This window comes from Candidatus Poriferisocius sp., from assembly GCF_965219775.1.
Taxonomy (GTDB): domain Bacteria; phylum Actinomycetota; class Acidimicrobiia; order Acidimicrobiales; family Bin134; genus Poriferisocius.
In genome coordinates this window covers 82,450-98,764 of sequence record NZ_OZ244793.1, presented here as the reverse complement: position 1 = coordinate 98,764, position 16,315 = coordinate 82,450, and the positions used below count along the sequence as shown (strand labels likewise).

Genomic DNA, 16,315 nt, shown 5'->3' with positions numbered 1-16,315 from the left:
TGTTGGCCGGGTTGGGCGGGTACCGTGAGGTGATGGCCACCTCGAAGGGGCAACCTCAACGTCGCCAGGACGGCTCCACGGTGGTGGCCACCAACCGGCGGGCCCGGCGCGACTACGACATACTCGACGAGTTCGAGGCCGGGCTGGTGCTGGCGGGATCGGAGGTGAAGTCGCTGCGGGAGTCCACCGTGACGCTGGCCGAGTCCTACGCCCGAATGGACGACGGCGAGTTGTGGCTCCAGTCGCTGCACATCGCCCCCTACCGTCATGCCGGTACTTCCACCGGCCACGACCCCGACCGGCCCAAGAAGCTGCTGCTGCACCGGGGCGAACTCAACCGCATCAAGGCCCGCCTCGACCAGGACCGCCTCACCGTGGTGCCCTTGGTGCTCTATTTCAAGCAAGGCCGGGCCAAGATGCTCATCGGGCTGGCCCGGGGCCGCCGCAAGGGCGACAAGCGCCAGGCCATCGCCGAACAGGACGCCCAGCGGGAAGCCCGCCATGCCCTGGGACGGGCCACCACCGCCGGGGCAACCGACTCCCGGCCCTGACTCTCGAGGGCCCGGGCGGAAGGGCCGGGCGGCCAATTCGGGGATTCGGTGTCACACCGAACCGGTAGGATGGGTGCGCACCTTGACAATCGTGCACACGGGGCTGATCGGTTTCGACGTTGAGACCGGGGGCTGCGCTGTGCGACCCGAGTTGCTCAGACTCGCAAAACGGGGCAACCAAACAAATGACACTGACCGTGTCCCTCTCGCAGCCTGACCCGTCAGGTCCAGAGAGTCACCGCGACCGGTAACGGCACGCGGGGCCGGTCCATCGCAGCCCGGCAACAGAAGCGGTGGAGACAGTAGGGACAGACCACTGACGGCGGGAAAGACCGCTGGCTCCGGGGAACAGTCCCGGTGGCAGGCCCCCTGACCGGGGCCACCCGACCCGGCGGTGCAGCAGCCATTGACGCCGCACACCGGGAATGGTCGTACCACAGCCGGACGCCGCTCAGCGGACGGGGGTTCGATTCCCCCCAGCTCCACTGTCGCTCAACCGGGGGACCAGGCGATGCCTCCGTCGACTTTGATGATGGCGCCGGTGGTGAAGCTGGAGGCATCGGAGGCGAGGTAGAGGGCGGTGCCGACCACCTCGCGGGGCTCACCGCCTCGGGCCAGAGGGATGCGCTGCACGGCCGACTTGTTGAACTCCTCCATGTCCCAGGCTGCGGCCACGTCGGTGAGAAACGGCCCGGCCATGATGCAATTGACCCGCACGGTGGGGCCATAAGCCCGGGCCAACGCCAACGTGAGGTTGTTGAGGCCCGCCTTGGCCATACCGTAGGGCACCTCGTTCTTGGACGGCTGCACCGCGGCCACACTGGACACGTTGACGATGCTGCCACCCCGGCCGGTCTCCACCATGTGGTCGCCCACCAGCACGGCCAGGCGAAACGGCCCCTTCATGTTGAGACCGACCACTGAGTCGAACAGCTTCTCGTTCACCTCCCTCAGCGAGGGGTACAACGGGGAGCTGCCCGCGTTGTTCACCAACACGTCGATGGCCCCGAACTCGTCGATCACCCGATCCACGAACGGCTCGCACTGCTCCCAGCGGGCCACGTGAAGGGCGAGCCCCACGGCGCGCCGCCCGGTGCGCTCGGTGATCTCGACGGCCAACGCCTCGCACGCCTCCCCCTTCCGGCTGGCCACCACCACGTGGGCACCGTGCTCGGCAAAACTCAAGCACATCTCCCGGCCCAGCCCCCGGCTCCCCCCGGTCACCACCACCACCTTGCCGTCCAGGGAGAACAAACTCTCCTTCTCGGTCAAAACAACCTCCTCGGCCATGATCGGTCACCAGGATGGTACCCCGACCCCCACTCGCCGAGCGGTGCGGGAGAACGGGGCAAGGGGTATCTTTCGACCGGTGAATCCGGGGGTGGCGCGTCTTGGGGCCGCATCAGTGGTTGGAAGAGTTCTCGGAGCGGTCCGGCGGCGGACTCGCGCCAATGGGCTTGCCTTGCTGCTGGTTCTCGGCGTGGTGGCGATCATCGGTGCGCTCCACGTTCGGGACCACACGGAGCTGTCCCGAGTGGATGAGCTGCAGCACCTGGACTACGTGCTCAAGTCCCCTTCTCTCGGGGTCCGCACCGGGGAGTACTTCGGCACCGACGCCATGAAGGTGGTGACCTGCCGAGGCATCGACCTGCCGGGCTGGGAGCCGGGCTACCGCTACTTGTCCGATTGCGGCGACCCTCAGCCTGATCCGACGCTGTCGCATTCCAACGGCTACAACACGGCCTACGTTCACCCCCCGGCCTACTACACCCTGACCGCGCTGGCCGGCGGGGGGATTCTGCGCCTGCCGGGGGTCGGGTCGGCGCTGAGCGCCTACCGGCTGGTGGGGGTGGTATGGCTGATGGCCGGATTGGCGCTGGTCTGGCACGCGCTCAGCCTGACCGGGGCCGGGGTGGCCACCAAAGCAGCCGTCGTCGGGTTGCTCGGGGTTTCGCCGGCGGTGGTACACGGATCGTCGATGGTGAACCCCGATGCCACCTCGTTGCTGGGAGGCGCCCTGGTCGTGGTGGCCCTGATGCGCTGGGACATGGGGCGATGGCCCTGGTGGCTGGTGCCGATCGCATCGGCAGCGGCGGTGGCGCTGAAGCTCACCAATGCCGCCGCCGTGGGTGCTGCCGCCGTCTTCGTGGCGGTGCGGTGGTGGCAAACCCGGTCGCAGGACCCCGCCCGCACCCGAGAGCGCTTGCTGGTGGTGTCGGTTTCCGGCGCGGCCGTGATGGCCACCATTTATGCGTGGCGGCTGTGGCAGGGGCATCGGCAATTGGCCGAAGAGCGAGATCTGGCGGTGTTCGGACGTGGTCGAGGACGAGTGGACGCGTTTCAGTGGGCCGAACTCGGCGAGGAGCTTCGGGCTACGCTGACCCCGTTTCGGGATTCTTGGGTACCCGATAACTTGCCCCGTGGTGCCTTGATTCCCCTGGCGGGCATCGCCGATGTGGGGCTGCTGGCCCTTTTGGGGGTCACCGTGGCCGTGGTGGCGGCCAAGTCCCGCTATCGGGCCTTGGTAGCGGGGGTGTTCACCGCCATGTTGGCCATGGGGGTGTTGACCATGGTCACCAACTACTCCACCCTGTCCCGCTATTTCCTCACGCCAGGGCGCTACGGCCTCGCCGTTCTGCCGGTGGCCGCCGTGGCAGTCGCCCCCACCCTTCGCCGAGCCGTGGTTGCCCGAGCATCGGTTGCCGCTCTGGCCGTGATCACCGGGGCGGTGATGCTGTACGGGGTGACCGCAGGGGGGACGTCGGCCGTTGTGGCCGCACCCCCCGACGACGAAGACACCATTGCCATATGGTGCCGAACAACGTCGGACTCTGTGGAATGGAGGTGGAATCCGATACCGGGGGCCACCACGTACCACGTCAGCGTGGACGGACAGGAATGGTCGCCCCAGGTTGCCACCACGGCGCGGGTGGCCAACCAGCCGCCCGATGCCGAGACCATGCTCATTGTGCAGGCGGGTGGCGAGCAGGGGTGGGACAGCGGTCCGAGGGGAAGCCGAACGTGTCGTACCGCCCCGGCCGTCGGCCCCACCGTGTGGTGCGTGGCCACGCCCAATTCGCTGGTCTGGTTGTGGGGGACGGTGGAGGGGGCCACCGCTTACCGGGTGCGCAACGACCCCGCCCATCCCTGGTTGTTGGCCTTCGACGCCAGAACTACGAAGTCCGAAGGCCTGCCCCTCGGAGAACACGCCACCCTGTACGTGCAAGCAGGCAACGATGACGGTTGGAATGTGGACGACACCGGGGTCGCGAGCTGTCGGACGGTGTAGTGGGGTGAGGTGGCCTAGGACTCCCCGGTGGCTCGCCAGCAGTACCAGGCGGCCACGCTGCGGTAGGGGCGGAACTGGTCGCCCAGGGGTTCCAGCTCGTCGGCGGTGGGGGGTTCGGTCCAGCCGTGGGCCAGGCCGTACCCCTTGCGCACTCCCAAATCGCCCACCGGCCACACGTCCAGCCGGCGGAGCGAGAAGATCAGGAACATCTGGGCGGTCCACACTCCCACGCCCCACACCTGGCTGAGTTGGGCGACCACCTCCTCGTCCGACATCCGCCCCAGCCCGGCCAGGTTCAACGAACCCCGCTCGCAGTGGGCGGCCAGGTCCAGCATCGCCCGGGTCTTGGCCCCCGACAGGCCAGCGGACCGCAGGGGCTCCTCCCCCAGGGCCAGCACCGCAGCAGGCACCCAGGTCGTGCTCAGCGACCGCACCCGGCCCCAGATGGCCGCCGCCGCCTTGCCCGCAAGCTGCTGGTAGGCGATCTCCCCGCACAGGATCTCGAACCGCTCCCCCACCTTGGGCTGGGGTCCGAACCGGGGCGGCCCGAAGCGCGCCTGAAGCCCGGCCATGACCTCGGACTGGCGGGCCAGGGCCCGGCCCGCCTCGGTCAAGCTCACTCGGCCCACGATGACATCCGGCAATGGCGGGGACGACAGTGACAGCCGGGGATCGGCGTCACCCGTCGTCGCGCCGAGCGGCGGGTTGGCCCACCGGCTTCACGACCACCCGGGCGATGCGACGACCGGTGACCCGCTCCACCCGCAGCTCCCACCCGTCCATGGTCAGCGTCTCCCCCTCGTCGGGCACGTGGCCCAGCGTGTTGAAGATCAGCCCACCCACCGTGTCCCAGTCGCCGTTGGGCAGCGGTGCGCCCAGCACGTCACTCAGCTCGTCGATGGGCACCCGGCCGTTCACCCGCACCAAACCGGGGGCCACCCGCTCGATCATGGGCTCCTCCACGTCGAACTCGTCCACGATCTCCCCCACCAACTCCTCGATGAGGTCCTCCAGGGTGACCACACCGGCGGTACCCCCGTACTCGTCCACCACGATGGCAATGTGGAACTTCTCGGCCTGCATCTCCCGCAGCAACAAGGAGATGCGCTTGGTCTCGGGAACGAAACGAGGCGTCCGGGCCACGGCCACCGCCGCGGAGTCCACGCCGTGTTCCCGTTCGGCTCGCATCAGATCCTTGGCGTGGACCACGCCCACCACGTCGTCGATGCCCTCGCCGTACACCGGCACCCGGCTGTAGCCGTGGTCGATGACCACGCCGATGGCGTCGCCCACCGAATGCTGGTCGCCGATGGCCACCATGTCGGTGCGGGGCACCATCACTTCTCGGGCCACGGTGTCGCCGAATTCGATGATCTGCCCGATGAGCTCCCGCTCCTCGGGTTCGATGGCATCGGAGGCCTCGGCCGCCTCGGCCATGGCCAACAGCTCCTCTTCGGACACCTGCGGGGCCTCGCGCCGCCAGCTCGCCTGCACCAGCCGCCGCACCAGCCCGAAGCGGCCCAGAACGCTCACGACCGGCCCGCCGAAGCACCCGCCGCAGTCGCAGCCACCGGCGCTGCCATCGGCGCCGTGGCCAGCAACTCCTGTTCCCGTTGTTGCATCTGCCGGGCGTCGCCGTCGTCGACGTGGTCGTAGCCCAGCAAGTGCAGGCCGCCATGGACCACCAGCAGGGCCAACTCGTCCTCCACCGTCCGACCGTGGGCGGCGGCGTTGGCGGCGGCCACCGCCGGGCAGATCACCACGTCGCCCACCAGCCGGGGTTCGCCGTCGGCCCGCAGGGCGCTGCCGTCGTCGGCGCCGAAGGCCAACACGTCGGTGGGCCCCTCGACCCCCCGGTGGTCGGCGTTGAGCGTGGCCATCCGGTCGGCGTCCACGAACCACAACCCGGCTTCCCAGGGAGCGACCACCCCCTCTGCCACCAGCACCCGGCGCAACAGCTCGGCCCAGCGGTCGGTGGCCAAGGCCAGATCGCCTTGGCGGTCGGTCACCGCCACCACGCCCGAATCGGCGGGCGTCGGCCCGGGTCTCGGACCGGGATCGGCGTCGGGCGTCACCGCTCGGCCCGCTCGTAGGCGTTCACGATGTCGGCCACGATGCGGTGACGAACCACGTCGCGCGCCGTGAGGTGAACGAACGACAAGCCGTCGATGCCACCCAGCACCTTCTCCAGGGATTCCAGCCCGCTGCGGCCCCGGTCCACGTCCACCTGGGTGACGTCGCCGGTGACCACGGCCCGGGAGCCGAACCCGATGCGGGTCAGGAACATCTTCATCTGTTCCGGTGTGGTGTTCTGGGCCTCGTCCAGGATGATGAAGCTGTCGTTGAGCGTCCGGCCCCGCATGAAGGCCAGCGGGGCGATCTCGATCACGCCCCGATCCACCAGGGATTGCACCTCCTCGGTGTCGAGCATGTCGTAGAGGGCGTCGTACAGGGGGCGCAGGTAGGGGTCGACCTTGGCGATCATGTCGCCGGGCAGAAATCCCAGCCGCTCCCCGGCCTCCACCGCCGGCCGGGTCAAGATGATGCGCTCCACCTCGTTGGCCTTGAGGGCCCGGACGGCCATGGCCACCGCCAGCCAGCTCTTGCCGGTGCCGGCCGGCCCGATCCCGAAGGTGATGATGTTGGCCCGCATGGCGTCCACGTAGCGGCGTTGCCCGGCGGACTGGGGGCGGATGGCCCGGCCTCGCCCCGACCGCAACACGTCGGTGTCCATCACCCTCGACGGGCTCTCGTCGTCCTCCACCATGCGGATGGCCCGCCCCAGCGTCCGGGTGTCCAGGTGGTTCCCGCCCTGCACCAGCAGGATCATCTCGTCGAACAAGCCGGCCACCCGCTCGGCGCCGTGGCCCGACACCGTGATCCGGTTGCCCCGCACGAAGATGTCGGCGTCGGGAAACGACTGTTCGATCTGGCGAAGATGTTGATCGCGCTCGCCCAAGAGGGTGGCCATGAGCCCGTTGGCGGGGATGTCGATGGTGACCGGCGCGGCGGTGGTCATTCAGCGGACGGCATCGACGTCGCTGTCATCGCCCGATTCACCGCCCTCCTGGGCGTCTTGGGCGGAGATGGGATCGGGATACAGGTGGCTGAGGGTACCAGGCTGGATGCGGCTGCTCTCGATGAAGGCATCGACGTCGGTCTGCTTCACCCGAATCACCCGACCCATGCGGTAGGCGGGCAGCCCGCCCTCGTTGATGAATCGGTACAGCGTTCTGGTGGTGATTCCCAGCCGCCTGGCGGCCGTCTCGGTGTTCAACCACTCAATCTGTTTCTCGCTCATCCACCGACACTCTATCCCGTTCGCCGGGAATCACCTTACACACGGTTACGACGGTTTGTCGGTCGCGGGTTCAATTCTGGCGTGGCGCAACATCTGGACGGCGCTCACGATGAGCAGTCCGGCGAACAAGCCGGACGACAGCCGGGGGCTCAACTGCCCGGCGCCCAGCGCGCCGGCAAACGCGGAGGCCACCCCGGAGGCCCCCATCACCAGCGCGGTCCTGGCATCGAGGTTGCCTGATCGGCGGTTTCGGGCCGTGCCGACCAGGGCGGTGGGCAGGATCACCAGCAGGGAGGTGCCCTTGGCGGTGGCGTCCACGAAGCCGAAGAAGAGGATCATGGCCGGGATCATGATCACCCCGCCCCCGACCCCCATGGCCCCCGACAGCAGTCCGGTGGCCACACCGCAGGCGGCGTAGGCCAAGGCCGCCGCCACGGTGACGTCGCCGTGGCCGTCGTTCTCGGGCACCACGGCCACGAAACGCACGGCGGTGACCAACAGCAACACGGCGAAGCCGATGCGCAACGACCGGACGGGAACATGGTTGAGCAGCGAGGTTCCGGCGGTGACCCCGACCGCCGAGCCGGCAAAGATCAACAGTCCGGGCAACCAGGACACCGAACCCTCCAGCAGGAACCCGCCCAGGGCCGACGCCGAGATGAGCACCATGGCGCCCAGCGAGGTGCCGTGGGCCCGGCGCTGGTCCATGCCCAGCAACAGCACCAAGCTGGGAACCATGAGTATCCCGCCCCCCACCCCGAACAGTCCCGACAGCAAGCCGGTGGCCGCCCCGACCCCGACGGGCCCCCACCGCGGGCGGTTCACTCGGTGGATGCCTGCTCTCGCAGCACGTACTTGAGCACCTTGCCGGAGGCGTTGAGCGGCAGGGCGTCGGCGAACCGCACCCGGCGGGGCACCTTGTAGTTGGCCATCTGGTCGCGGCACCAGGCGATGACCTCGGCCTCGTCCAGGTTGGCGCCTGGTGCGGGCACCACGGTGGCCACCGCCACTTCGCCGAGGCGCTCGTCGGGCATGCCGAAGATGGCCACCTGGCCGATGCCGGGATGGGCCAGCATGATGTTCTCGATCTCGGCCGGGTAGGCGTTGAAGCCCCCCACGATGAACATGTCCTTCTTGCGGTCGGTGATGTCGATGTTGCCCTGAGCGTCCATCACCCCGATGTCGCCGGAGTGGAGCCAGCCGTCGGCGTCGATGGTCTCGGCGGTCTGTTCGGGGTCGTCGAGGTAGCCGACCATCACGTTGTAGCCCCGCACCACGATCTCGCCGGGCTCGCCTCGGGGCACCTCGACGCCGTCGTCGTCCACCACCTGCACCTCCACATCGGGGATGGCCCGACCCGAGGTGCGGGCGATGGTCTCGGCGTCGTCGTCGTGGCGGCACATGGTGGCGATGCCCGACGCCTCGGTCAGGCCGTAGCCGGTGACGATGTTCTCGAACCCCAGTCGGTCCCGCATTTGGTGGATCATCTCCACCGGGATGGCCGCCGCGCCGGTCACCGCCAAGCGCAGGGTGGACATGTCGAAGCTGTCCAGGTCGGGGTGGTTCAGGATGGTCTGGTAGATGGCCGGTGGACCGGGCAGCATCGAGATGCGCTCCTCGGGCACCCGGGCCATCACCGCGGGCACGTCGAAGACCGCGTGGGGAATGTTGGTGGCGCCGGTCATCAGACAGGCCAGGATGCCGGAGTTGAGCCCGAAGGCGTGGAAGTAGGGGTTGACGATCAGGTAGCGGTCACCGGCGCGCAGGCCGATCACGTCACACCACGACTTGAAGCCCCGGCAGATGGCCGAGTGAACGAGCATCGCCCCCTTGGGCAGGCCGGTGGTGCCCGAGGTGAACATGATGTGGCACAGGTCGTCGCCGCGCACCGCGCCCGCCCGGGCGTCGCCGTCGGCCTCGTCCACCCGCTGGGCCCGCTCCAGGAACTCGGCGAAGCCGGTGGTGCCTTGGGGCACGGTCCCCCGCAGCACCACGATCTCGTCCAGGGACGCCCCACCGTCGGCGGCCCGCAGCAGGGCCACGTAGTCGGTGTCCAAGAAGTCGGTCACGGTGAACAGGATCCGGGCCCGCGACCGCTGGAGGATGTAGTCGGCCTCTCGCCCCTTGAAGCGGGTGTTCACCGGCACCAGCACGCCCCCGGCCAGGTGGATGCCCAGCCCGACCACCACCCATTCCCAGATGTTGGGGGCCCACACCGCCACCCGGTCGCCGGGCTCGATGCCCGAGGCCATCAAGGCCCGCGCCGAGGCCCGGATGCGATCACGCAGCTCGGAGAAACTCCAGCGCACGTCGCCGTCCACCAGGGCCTCCCGGTCGCCGAAGCGGCGGGCGGCATCGTCCACCAGCTCGCAGATGGTGCTCCACGGGGCCACGGCTTGCTCCGACACGGGCGCGAACCTAGCTCCCTAGATCACCCCAGGGCCGGCAAACCCCGACAACCGGGTTGTTTCCTGAGTTGTGCTGTTGGGGCTGCTGTGGGCCGGCTTACCGGTCGGGTTCGCCGTAACAGACGAACGGGTAGGCCACCTCGAACTCCCCGTCCACCACCTGCACCATGCCCGCACAGTCGGGGGCGATGACGTGGTCGGCCGGGAATCTCACCTCACCGAGCCCGCCGGCTTGCTGCGACGACTGGAAGCCATCGATGTTGATCGCCTGGTAGAAGCTGGCGGTGTTCAGATCCTCGCCGGCAGCGGCGATCATCTGCACCAACAAGTCCGCCGACCAATAGCCCACCATGCTGCCGAAGCCGGGGAATGCCTCCACCGCATCGAAGTCGGCCAGGAGCTGTTGGATGGCGGGCTGCGACGAATCCAGCGGCGGCACCTGGGTCACGGCGTACCCGCCTTCGAGGGCGAAGCCCAAGTCCGGGCTGAGCTGCGGCAGCCCGGGCACGTAGGTGAGGTAGTCGGCCACCACTCCGTCCCAACCGGCGGCGGAGATGGACGCCTTGAGCGTGATCGCTCCGGCGAAATCGGTGGAGTTGATCACCACGTCGGGGTCGGTGTCCAACACCGTGTTCACAAACCTGGTCGGGTCGGTGATGCCACCGGCGGATTCGGTGGGAACGAACTCGTTGAACACCAACTGGTCGCCCCACACCGTCTCGTACAGGGTGGCTCCGGCCCGTCCGGCATCGTCGTCGCTGTTGAAGATGCCGACGGTGAAGTCCTCGGTGCCGAAGTAGTCGGCCCAGAAACGCTGCACCGACACCAGCGGTTCGGCCCCTTCCACCCCGAAGGCGTAGCCGCTGAGGCATCCGTTCATGCCGAAGCCCCAGGCGTTGGGAGCGCAGAATCCGGGCATGAACCCCCAACCGGTGAAGGGCACCTGGTTCTCGTGCAGGTAGTCGGTGGTCTGCGGCAAAGAGACCGCCGAGGTGACCACGATGCCGAAGACCTCGTCGTTTTCCACCATGCTGCGGGCGCCGTCGAAGTTGGCCTGCGGATCGCTGCCGTCGTCCACGAACTGCACCAACTCGAGGCTGCGACCACCGGGCAATTCGCCGTCGCGGTTGGCACGCTGGAGGCGGGCGTTGACCCCGTCCTCGTAGCCGGCGTACAGGGCCGACTGCGTCATGGCGCCGATGCGCACCGTGTCGTCGGTGACCCCCCGGGTGGACGGCTCGAAGTCGATCTCATAGGTGAAGGCACCCCACGTGCGCGAATCCATGGGCTCGGCGTCATCCATCGGCTCGGCGTCATCCATGGGCTCCGCATCGTCCATCGGCTCGGCGTCATCCATGGGCTCCGCATCGTCCATGGGCTCCGCATCGTCCATGGGCTCGGCGTCATCCATGGGCTCCGCATCGTCCATCGGCTCCGCATCGTCCATGGGCGCTTCTTCTTCGGCGACCGTCGGCGCAGGCGCGCCGCCGTCGTCGTCATCGTTGCCGCAGGCGGTGGCCACCAATACCAACGCGGCCACGAGCGCAAGCAATGTCCAAAGCAATGACTTTTTCATGTCCCCTCCGATGACTGGGCTGAGGGACAATAGTAGGGGAGCCAGTGGCGGCTGTCACAAAGGCAGCGACCGGTTTCAGGAAGAAGTTGCCTCTCCGAGGTAGGCGGCGTCGAGCTGGCTGTGATCCACATCGGAGCGGGAACCGTGCCAGGTGATGTGACCCAGGCTGATGAAGGCCACCGAGTCGGCGATCTCCAGCACGTCCCGAGCCTTCTCCTCCACCAGCAACAGGGCCACCCCCCGCAGCTTGAACTCGATGAACAGCTCCAGGATCTGGTTCACGATGAGCGGGGCCAGGCCGAGTGACGGCTCATCGGCGATCAGCACCTCCGGGGGGTTGGCCAACAGTGGGGCCAATGTGAGGATCTGCTGCTCGCCGCCCGACAAGTTCCCGGCGAGCTGGTTCTGACGATCCCCCAGAATGGGGAACCGCTCACAGCACAGCTCCCGGTCTTCGGGACGGGGCAGCCAGAGCTGCATGTTCTCCCGCACGGTGAGCCCGCCGAAGATGCCCCGAGCCTCGGGGGCCAGCACCACACCCCGGCGGGCTCGGCGATGGCTGCGCAGACCGGTCACGTCCTCGCCGGCCAGTCGGACCGAACCCGAGGTGGCGGGCAGCAGCCCGGCGGCCACCGCGCAGGTGGTGGATTTGCCCGCGCCGTTAGGCCCCAACAGCGCGGTGATCTTGCCGCGGGGCACCGTCAGGTCGATCCCGTGCAGGGCCTCCACCAAGCCGTAGCCCGCCCGCACGTCGACCAACTCCAACGCCGGGGTTCTGCCAGCGACGTGCTGATCGCCCGCATCCTCCGATGGGGCCGGAGGGTCGGCGGGTGCTGCCATGACGGTGGACGGCGCTGGCGCTGGGCCGACGGCCTCGGCTTCGCCTCGCCACGCCGCCAATCGCCGCCGCCAGGCGTCTCGGCGCGCCCGATTCTGGGCGGCGGTGAAGGCGATGATGCCGTCGGGCTGGCGGGCGAGCTGCATGGCGCCAAGGCCGAACATGATGGCCGGGATGTTGCGGGCCTCGTCGTACTGATCGAAGCCGTCCCAGTCGATGGGGTACCACGAGTACACCCGGGCCAAGCACAGGAAGGCCAGCACCGCCAGCACCCCGGGAATGGCGGGCGAGAACGGCAGCCCCACTCGTCGATCCCGCACGGCGGTGGCCACCGCCGCCGCCCCCAGCACCGAGCACACCGCCACCACGTGCCACGACTCCAGCCACTCCCAATGCCAGCCCCTGCCGAAGGTGTGCCCGCTGGCCGCCACCATGACGCCGGCCATCACCGCGCCCCCCGGTCGGCGGATGCCGATCAGCACCACCACCGCCAACCAGAACAGCCCGGCCTGGGTGGTGGCGGTGAACGGGGTCACGTTGCCGACGAAGGCGGCGTAGAACACGCCCCCGAACCCGGCCAGCAACGCCGACAGGGCGAACACGGCCAGCTTGGTGCGGACCACCGAGTGCCCCGACGTGGCCGCCGCCGGTTCCGAATTGCGCACCGCGATGATGGCGCGCCCGGTGAGCGACCGCTGCAGGTTCTTCACCAGCCAGCAGGCGCCGAACACCAGCAGCGCCAGCAGCACGGCCAGCGACTTCTCGTCGTCGAGGTCGAACCACCCGATCTCAGGACGAGGGATGTCCCATCCCTTGGTGCCCTGCCCGTTCTTGAACCAGCTCCACTCGAACAGCACCCGTTCGCTCATGAAGGCCAAGGCCAGGGTGGCCAGGGCCAACGGCAACCCCCCCAGTCGCAGGGCGGGCAGGGCCACGATCACGCCCAGCACCCCGGCGATGACGGTGCCCACGATCAGCGCGGGGATGAACGGCAGGCCGGCTCGGTTCAACACCAAACCGGCGGTCATGGCGGCCATGGTCACGAACGCCGCTTGGGCCAGGCTGACCATCCCGCCCAGCCCGGTGAGCATCACCCACGACAGGAATACCAGGGCCAAGGCCAAGCCGCTGACCCAGAAGCCGAGCCAGAACTGGTCGGCGAACACCAGCACCTGCAACACGATGAACACCCCGCCCAGCACCCAGGGCAGGCGCACCCGCCAGGCCGGCAGGTCGTCGGTGTACTCGGCCACCGGGGGCGCGTCGGCCACCACACCGCTGCGGCGGGTCCGATCCCGGGCCATGAACAACAGGCCGCCGAGCAGCACCACGAACGGCACCGAACTCTCGAAGCCCCGGATGTCCTGAGCGAAGGTGGCGTACCGACCCACCCAACTGGTGACCACCCCCAAGGCCACACCCCCGGCGAAGGCCAAGGGGATGGAGCGCAGCCCACCCACCACCGCGGCCGCGGTGGCGATGAACATGAACACGTTGTAGAGGTTGGCGTCCAGGGAGTTGAACACCGGAGCACCGATCACCCCGGCCAGCCCGGCCAGCATGGTGCCGATGATCCAGGCGGCCGACGAGGTGGACGACTCGCTCACCCCCCGCAGGCCGGCCAGATCGGGGCGGTCCACCACCGCCCGCATCTGCAGTCCCAACCGGGTGTGGCGCATGAGGGCCCACAGCGCAATCGCAATCACCGCGGCCACCACCAGCACCGTCCATTGGTTGCTGCTGATCCGCAGGTCGAAGCTGCCCAGGTCGTACGTCCAGGTCTCGCTGGGCACCTTCCACACGCCGGGGGTGAGAAATACGTAGTCGGTACTGACGAGGCCCCAGTCCCACGTCTTGGTGCCCAAGTCCACGATGAACTCGGTCAACGCGGGCAGGGCCACCAGGATGCCGATGGTGGCCATCACCTTGGCGGCGTCGTTGGCCCGGGCCAGCGGTCGGAACACGGCCACGTTCAGCAGTTGACCGAGCAGGGGGCAGAACACGAACACCACGAGGAACAGGGCCAGCAGCCGCATTCCCAGGCTCTCCACCCCCAAGGCGTTGATGACCTGGAAGTAGAGCATGGCCGAGGTGTAGGCGATGCCCCCGTAGGCCAGGTTGAAGATGCCGGTGGAGGTGTAGCTCAGCGTGAGTCCGGCGGCGATCAGCGAGTAGATGGCGCCGCTGATCGCCCCGCTCACCAACAATTGGATGAACTCGCCCACCCGAAAAAACCCCCCTGAAACAACGTGTGCTGCGCCACCTTAGCGGTGCGCCACCGGTGACCCCGAAATACTGCCTCAGAGGGTTCCGAGGGAGTTCGATCCCACCTCGGTGGGCCCGGCGTGGCACACTGGGGCATGACCGCAACCCGAGATCAGCTCCGGGTGATCGATGTCGACACCCACCTCACCGAACCCCACGACCTGTGGAGCAGCCGGGCCCCGGCCGCCTACGCCGACCGCCTGCCCAGGGTGGCCGACGTGGACGGGCGGCCCCACTGGATTCTCGACGGGGAGCCTCTGGGCTTTGCCACCGCCAGCGGCGTGGTGCGCCCCGACGGCTCCAAGGCGCTGGGAACCGACTTCATGGGCTGGACCATCGAGGATGTCCACCCCGGCGCCTACGACATGGAGGCCCGGGTGGAGATCATGGATCAGCTCGGCGTCCACGCCCAGATCATCTACCCCAATCTGGCGGGCTTCGGCAGCCAGAAGTTCGGACAGATCGAGGACGTGGAACTCAAGCGGCTGTGCGTGTCGGTCTACAACGACGCCATGGCCGAGATCCAGGACAACTCCGGCGAGCGCCTGTTCCCCATGGGCCTGATCCCGTGGTGGGACATCGAGGGCTCCCTGGCCGAGGCCGAGCGCATCGTCGGCTTGGGCCTGCGGGGTTTGGTGATGTGCAGCGACCCGCAACTTCGGGGGCTTCCCGACCTGGGCGAGGAGGCCTGGCGGCCGCTCTGGGAGTTCTGCAGCGACCACGAGTTGCCGGTGAACTTCCACATCGGGGCCAGCGAGAGTTCGATGGGCTGGTTCGGCACCTCGCCGTGGCCGTCGCAGGGCGACGACGCCAAGCTGGCCATCGGCTCGGCCATGATGTACCTGACCAACGCCCGGATACTGGCCAACCTCATCTTCTCCGGCGTGCTGGAGCGCCATCCCACGCTCAAGATCGTGTCGGTGGAGTCGGGGATCGGCTGGATTCCCTTCGTGCTGGATTCGCTCGACTACCAGATGGAACAGCTCCGTACCGACGTGCAGGCCCAGTTCAGCCTGCGGCCCCGCGAGTACTTCCAGCGCCAGATGTACGGCTGCTACTGGTTCGAGGACGTGTCGCCCGATCTGCTCATCAACCAGATCGGCCCCGACAGCGTGCTGTTCGAGACCGACTTCCCCCACCCCACCTGCCTGTACCCCTACGGGCTGGAGCAGGCGACCGATGCCCTCGGCGACGTGGGCGACGACGTGGCCCGCAAGGTGCTGCAGGACAACGCCGCCGCTCTGTACAAGATCGCCGTCTGACCCCGGTCGGTGGACCCGGCCGGCAGGCCGGCTGCCCGGAGCCGCGCGCTCAGAAGATCCCGGTCGTCGTCGACGCGGAGACCGTCAGAGATCCTCGTAGTCGACGCGGTCGCGGCGGTGGGGCTGGCGACCGGTGCGAAACGGGCTGAGGGGGGCGTCCACCAGCAGGAACCGGTGCCAACCCTTCACCATGTGGTTAACCCCGGACCGCCACCGCCCCAGGCCGGGGTCGGACCGCCTCCCCTTCTCGAACTCGGCCCACGCCTCCCAGGTGGGGACGGCCCACAACAAGAAGGCCTCGTCGTCGGCCACCATTGCCGTTTCCCACGCACCGGCCAACTCCCAGCCGTACCGCTCGAAAGCCGGACGGGCCTCGGTGCGCACCTGCTCCAGGAACTCGGAAGATGACCCCGCCTTGAGGCGCACCTGCTCGTGGGCGTAGCACTCCCCGCTCACCCCGTCGGCGCACAACTCCTCGATGGTCCGGGTCCACGGGGCCGGTACCAACAGCCGGTCGGTGCCCGAGCGGCGGTAGTGGGCGGCCTCGGCCCACCACTTGGCCAGCTTTGGGTCCTGCATGCCCGCGCCCTGGCACTCGTGGCGAAACGAGGTGGCCATGCCGTCCCAACCGTCCTCTTCCCAGAGGTTCAGCACCTGCGGCCAGCCCCTGGTGGTGCCCACAATGCCCCACACCCCGTAGCAGAGCTGGTTGCGCTCCTCCTGGGCGATGGGCGACCAATTGGCCGTCATGTGGTGCATGTACTTGGCCCGGTTCTGGCCGATGATGTCGATGAACTCGTGGATGTAGAGCTTGTGATTGGCCAT

14 protein-coding genes and 1 other RNA gene are annotated in these 16,315 nt (G+C 68.4%); 4 read left to right on the top strand and 11 right to left on the bottom strand.

Annotated elements, in window-relative coordinates; all coding sequences use genetic code 11:
• Positions 1–32: 32 nt before the first annotated feature.
• Complete coding sequence (gene smpB / locus ACOQPQ_RS00480; protein WP_420637490.1) at positions 33–551, top strand: SsrA-binding protein SmpB; 519 nt, start codon at positions 33–35, stop codon at positions 549–551.
• A gap of 99 nt (positions 552–650) precedes the next feature.
• Positions 651–1,039: a transfer-messenger RNA gene (ssrA, locus tag ACOQPQ_RS00475) on the top strand.
• Between the two features lie 4 nt (positions 1,040–1,043).
• On the opposite strand, the gene ACOQPQ_RS00470 is transcribed toward ssrA, so the two are convergent.
• Complete coding sequence (locus ACOQPQ_RS00470) at positions 1,044–1,841, bottom strand: SDR family NAD(P)-dependent oxidoreductase (RefSeq protein WP_420637489.1); 798 nt, start codon at positions 1,839–1,841, stop codon at positions 1,044–1,046.
• A gap of 172 nt (positions 1,842–2,013) precedes the next feature.
• Between ACOQPQ_RS00470 and ACOQPQ_RS00465 the strand changes: the two genes are divergently transcribed.
• On the top strand, positions 2,014–3,840 hold the full coding sequence (locus tag ACOQPQ_RS00465; RefSeq protein ID WP_420637488.1) for a hypothetical protein: 1,827 nt from the start codon (positions 2,014–2,016) through the stop codon (positions 3,838–3,840).
• Positions 3,841–3,854: 14 nt separating this feature from the next.
• Here ACOQPQ_RS00465 and ACOQPQ_RS00460 read toward each other — a convergent pair whose 3' ends face one another.
• The 9 genes from ACOQPQ_RS00460 to ACOQPQ_RS00420 form a co-directional block, all read right to left on the bottom strand.
• Complete coding sequence (locus ACOQPQ_RS00460) at positions 3,855–4,460, bottom strand: DNA-3-methyladenine glycosylase family protein (protein WP_420637487.1); 606 nt, start codon at positions 4,458–4,460, stop codon at positions 3,855–3,857.
• Between the two features lie 58 nt (positions 4,461–4,518).
• Entirely contained in the window at positions 4,519–5,373 is an 855-nt protein-coding gene (locus tag ACOQPQ_RS00455; protein WP_420637486.1) for a hemolysin family protein, read from the bottom strand.
• The gene (ybeY, locus tag ACOQPQ_RS00450) at positions 5,370–5,915 is read right to left on the bottom strand and encodes an rRNA maturation RNase YbeY (protein WP_420637485.1); all 546 of its coding nucleotides are present in this window, start codon (positions 5,913–5,915) and stop codon (positions 5,370–5,372) included. The genes ACOQPQ_RS00455 and ybeY overlap by 4 nt, the downstream gene beginning before the upstream one ends.
• Complete coding sequence (locus ACOQPQ_RS00445) at positions 5,912–6,859, bottom strand: PhoH family protein (protein ID WP_420637484.1); 948 nt, start codon at positions 6,857–6,859, stop codon at positions 5,912–5,914. The genes ybeY and ACOQPQ_RS00445 overlap by 4 nt, the downstream gene beginning before the upstream one ends.
• Positions 6,860–7,141 (bottom strand): helix-turn-helix domain-containing protein, encoded by a 282-nt coding sequence (locus tag ACOQPQ_RS00440; RefSeq protein ID WP_420637483.1) that lies wholly within the window; start codon positions 7,139–7,141, stop codon positions 6,860–6,862.
• Between the two features lie 45 nt (positions 7,142–7,186).
• A complete protein-coding gene (locus tag ACOQPQ_RS00435; protein ID WP_420637482.1) occupies positions 7,187–7,966 on the bottom strand; it encodes a sulfite exporter TauE/SafE family protein in 780 nt (259 codons plus the stop codon).
• On the bottom strand, positions 7,963–9,549 hold the full coding sequence (locus ACOQPQ_RS00430) for a FadD3 family acyl-CoA ligase (RefSeq protein ID WP_420637481.1): 1,587 nt from the start codon (positions 9,547–9,549) through the stop codon (positions 7,963–7,965). Before ACOQPQ_RS00430 ends, ACOQPQ_RS00435 begins: the two co-directional genes overlap by 4 nt.
• 97 nt (positions 9,550–9,646) lie before the next feature.
• The gene (locus ACOQPQ_RS00425; RefSeq protein ID WP_420637480.1) at positions 9,647–11,089 is read right to left on the bottom strand and encodes an ABC transporter substrate-binding protein; all 1,443 of its coding nucleotides are present in this window, start codon (positions 11,087–11,089) and stop codon (positions 9,647–9,649) included.
• Between the two features lie 111 nt (positions 11,090–11,200).
• Entirely contained in the window at positions 11,201–14,188 is a 2,988-nt protein-coding gene (locus tag ACOQPQ_RS00420; RefSeq protein ID WP_420637479.1) for an ABC transporter permease subunit, read from the bottom strand.
• A 135-nt stretch (positions 14,189–14,323) separates the two neighbouring features.
• On the opposite strand from ACOQPQ_RS00420, the gene ACOQPQ_RS00415 reads away from it, so the two are divergent.
• The gene (locus tag ACOQPQ_RS00415; RefSeq protein ID WP_420637478.1) at positions 14,324–15,490 is read left to right on the top strand and encodes an amidohydrolase family protein; all 1,167 of its coding nucleotides are present in this window, start codon (positions 14,324–14,326) and stop codon (positions 15,488–15,490) included.
• An 84-nt stretch (positions 15,491–15,574) separates the two neighbouring features.
• Here the strand turns inward: ACOQPQ_RS00415 and ACOQPQ_RS00410 are convergent, their stop codons facing one another.
• On the bottom strand, positions 15,575–16,315 hold the full coding sequence (locus tag ACOQPQ_RS00410; protein WP_420637477.1) for an NIPSNAP family containing protein: 741 nt from the start codon (positions 16,313–16,315) through the stop codon (positions 15,575–15,577).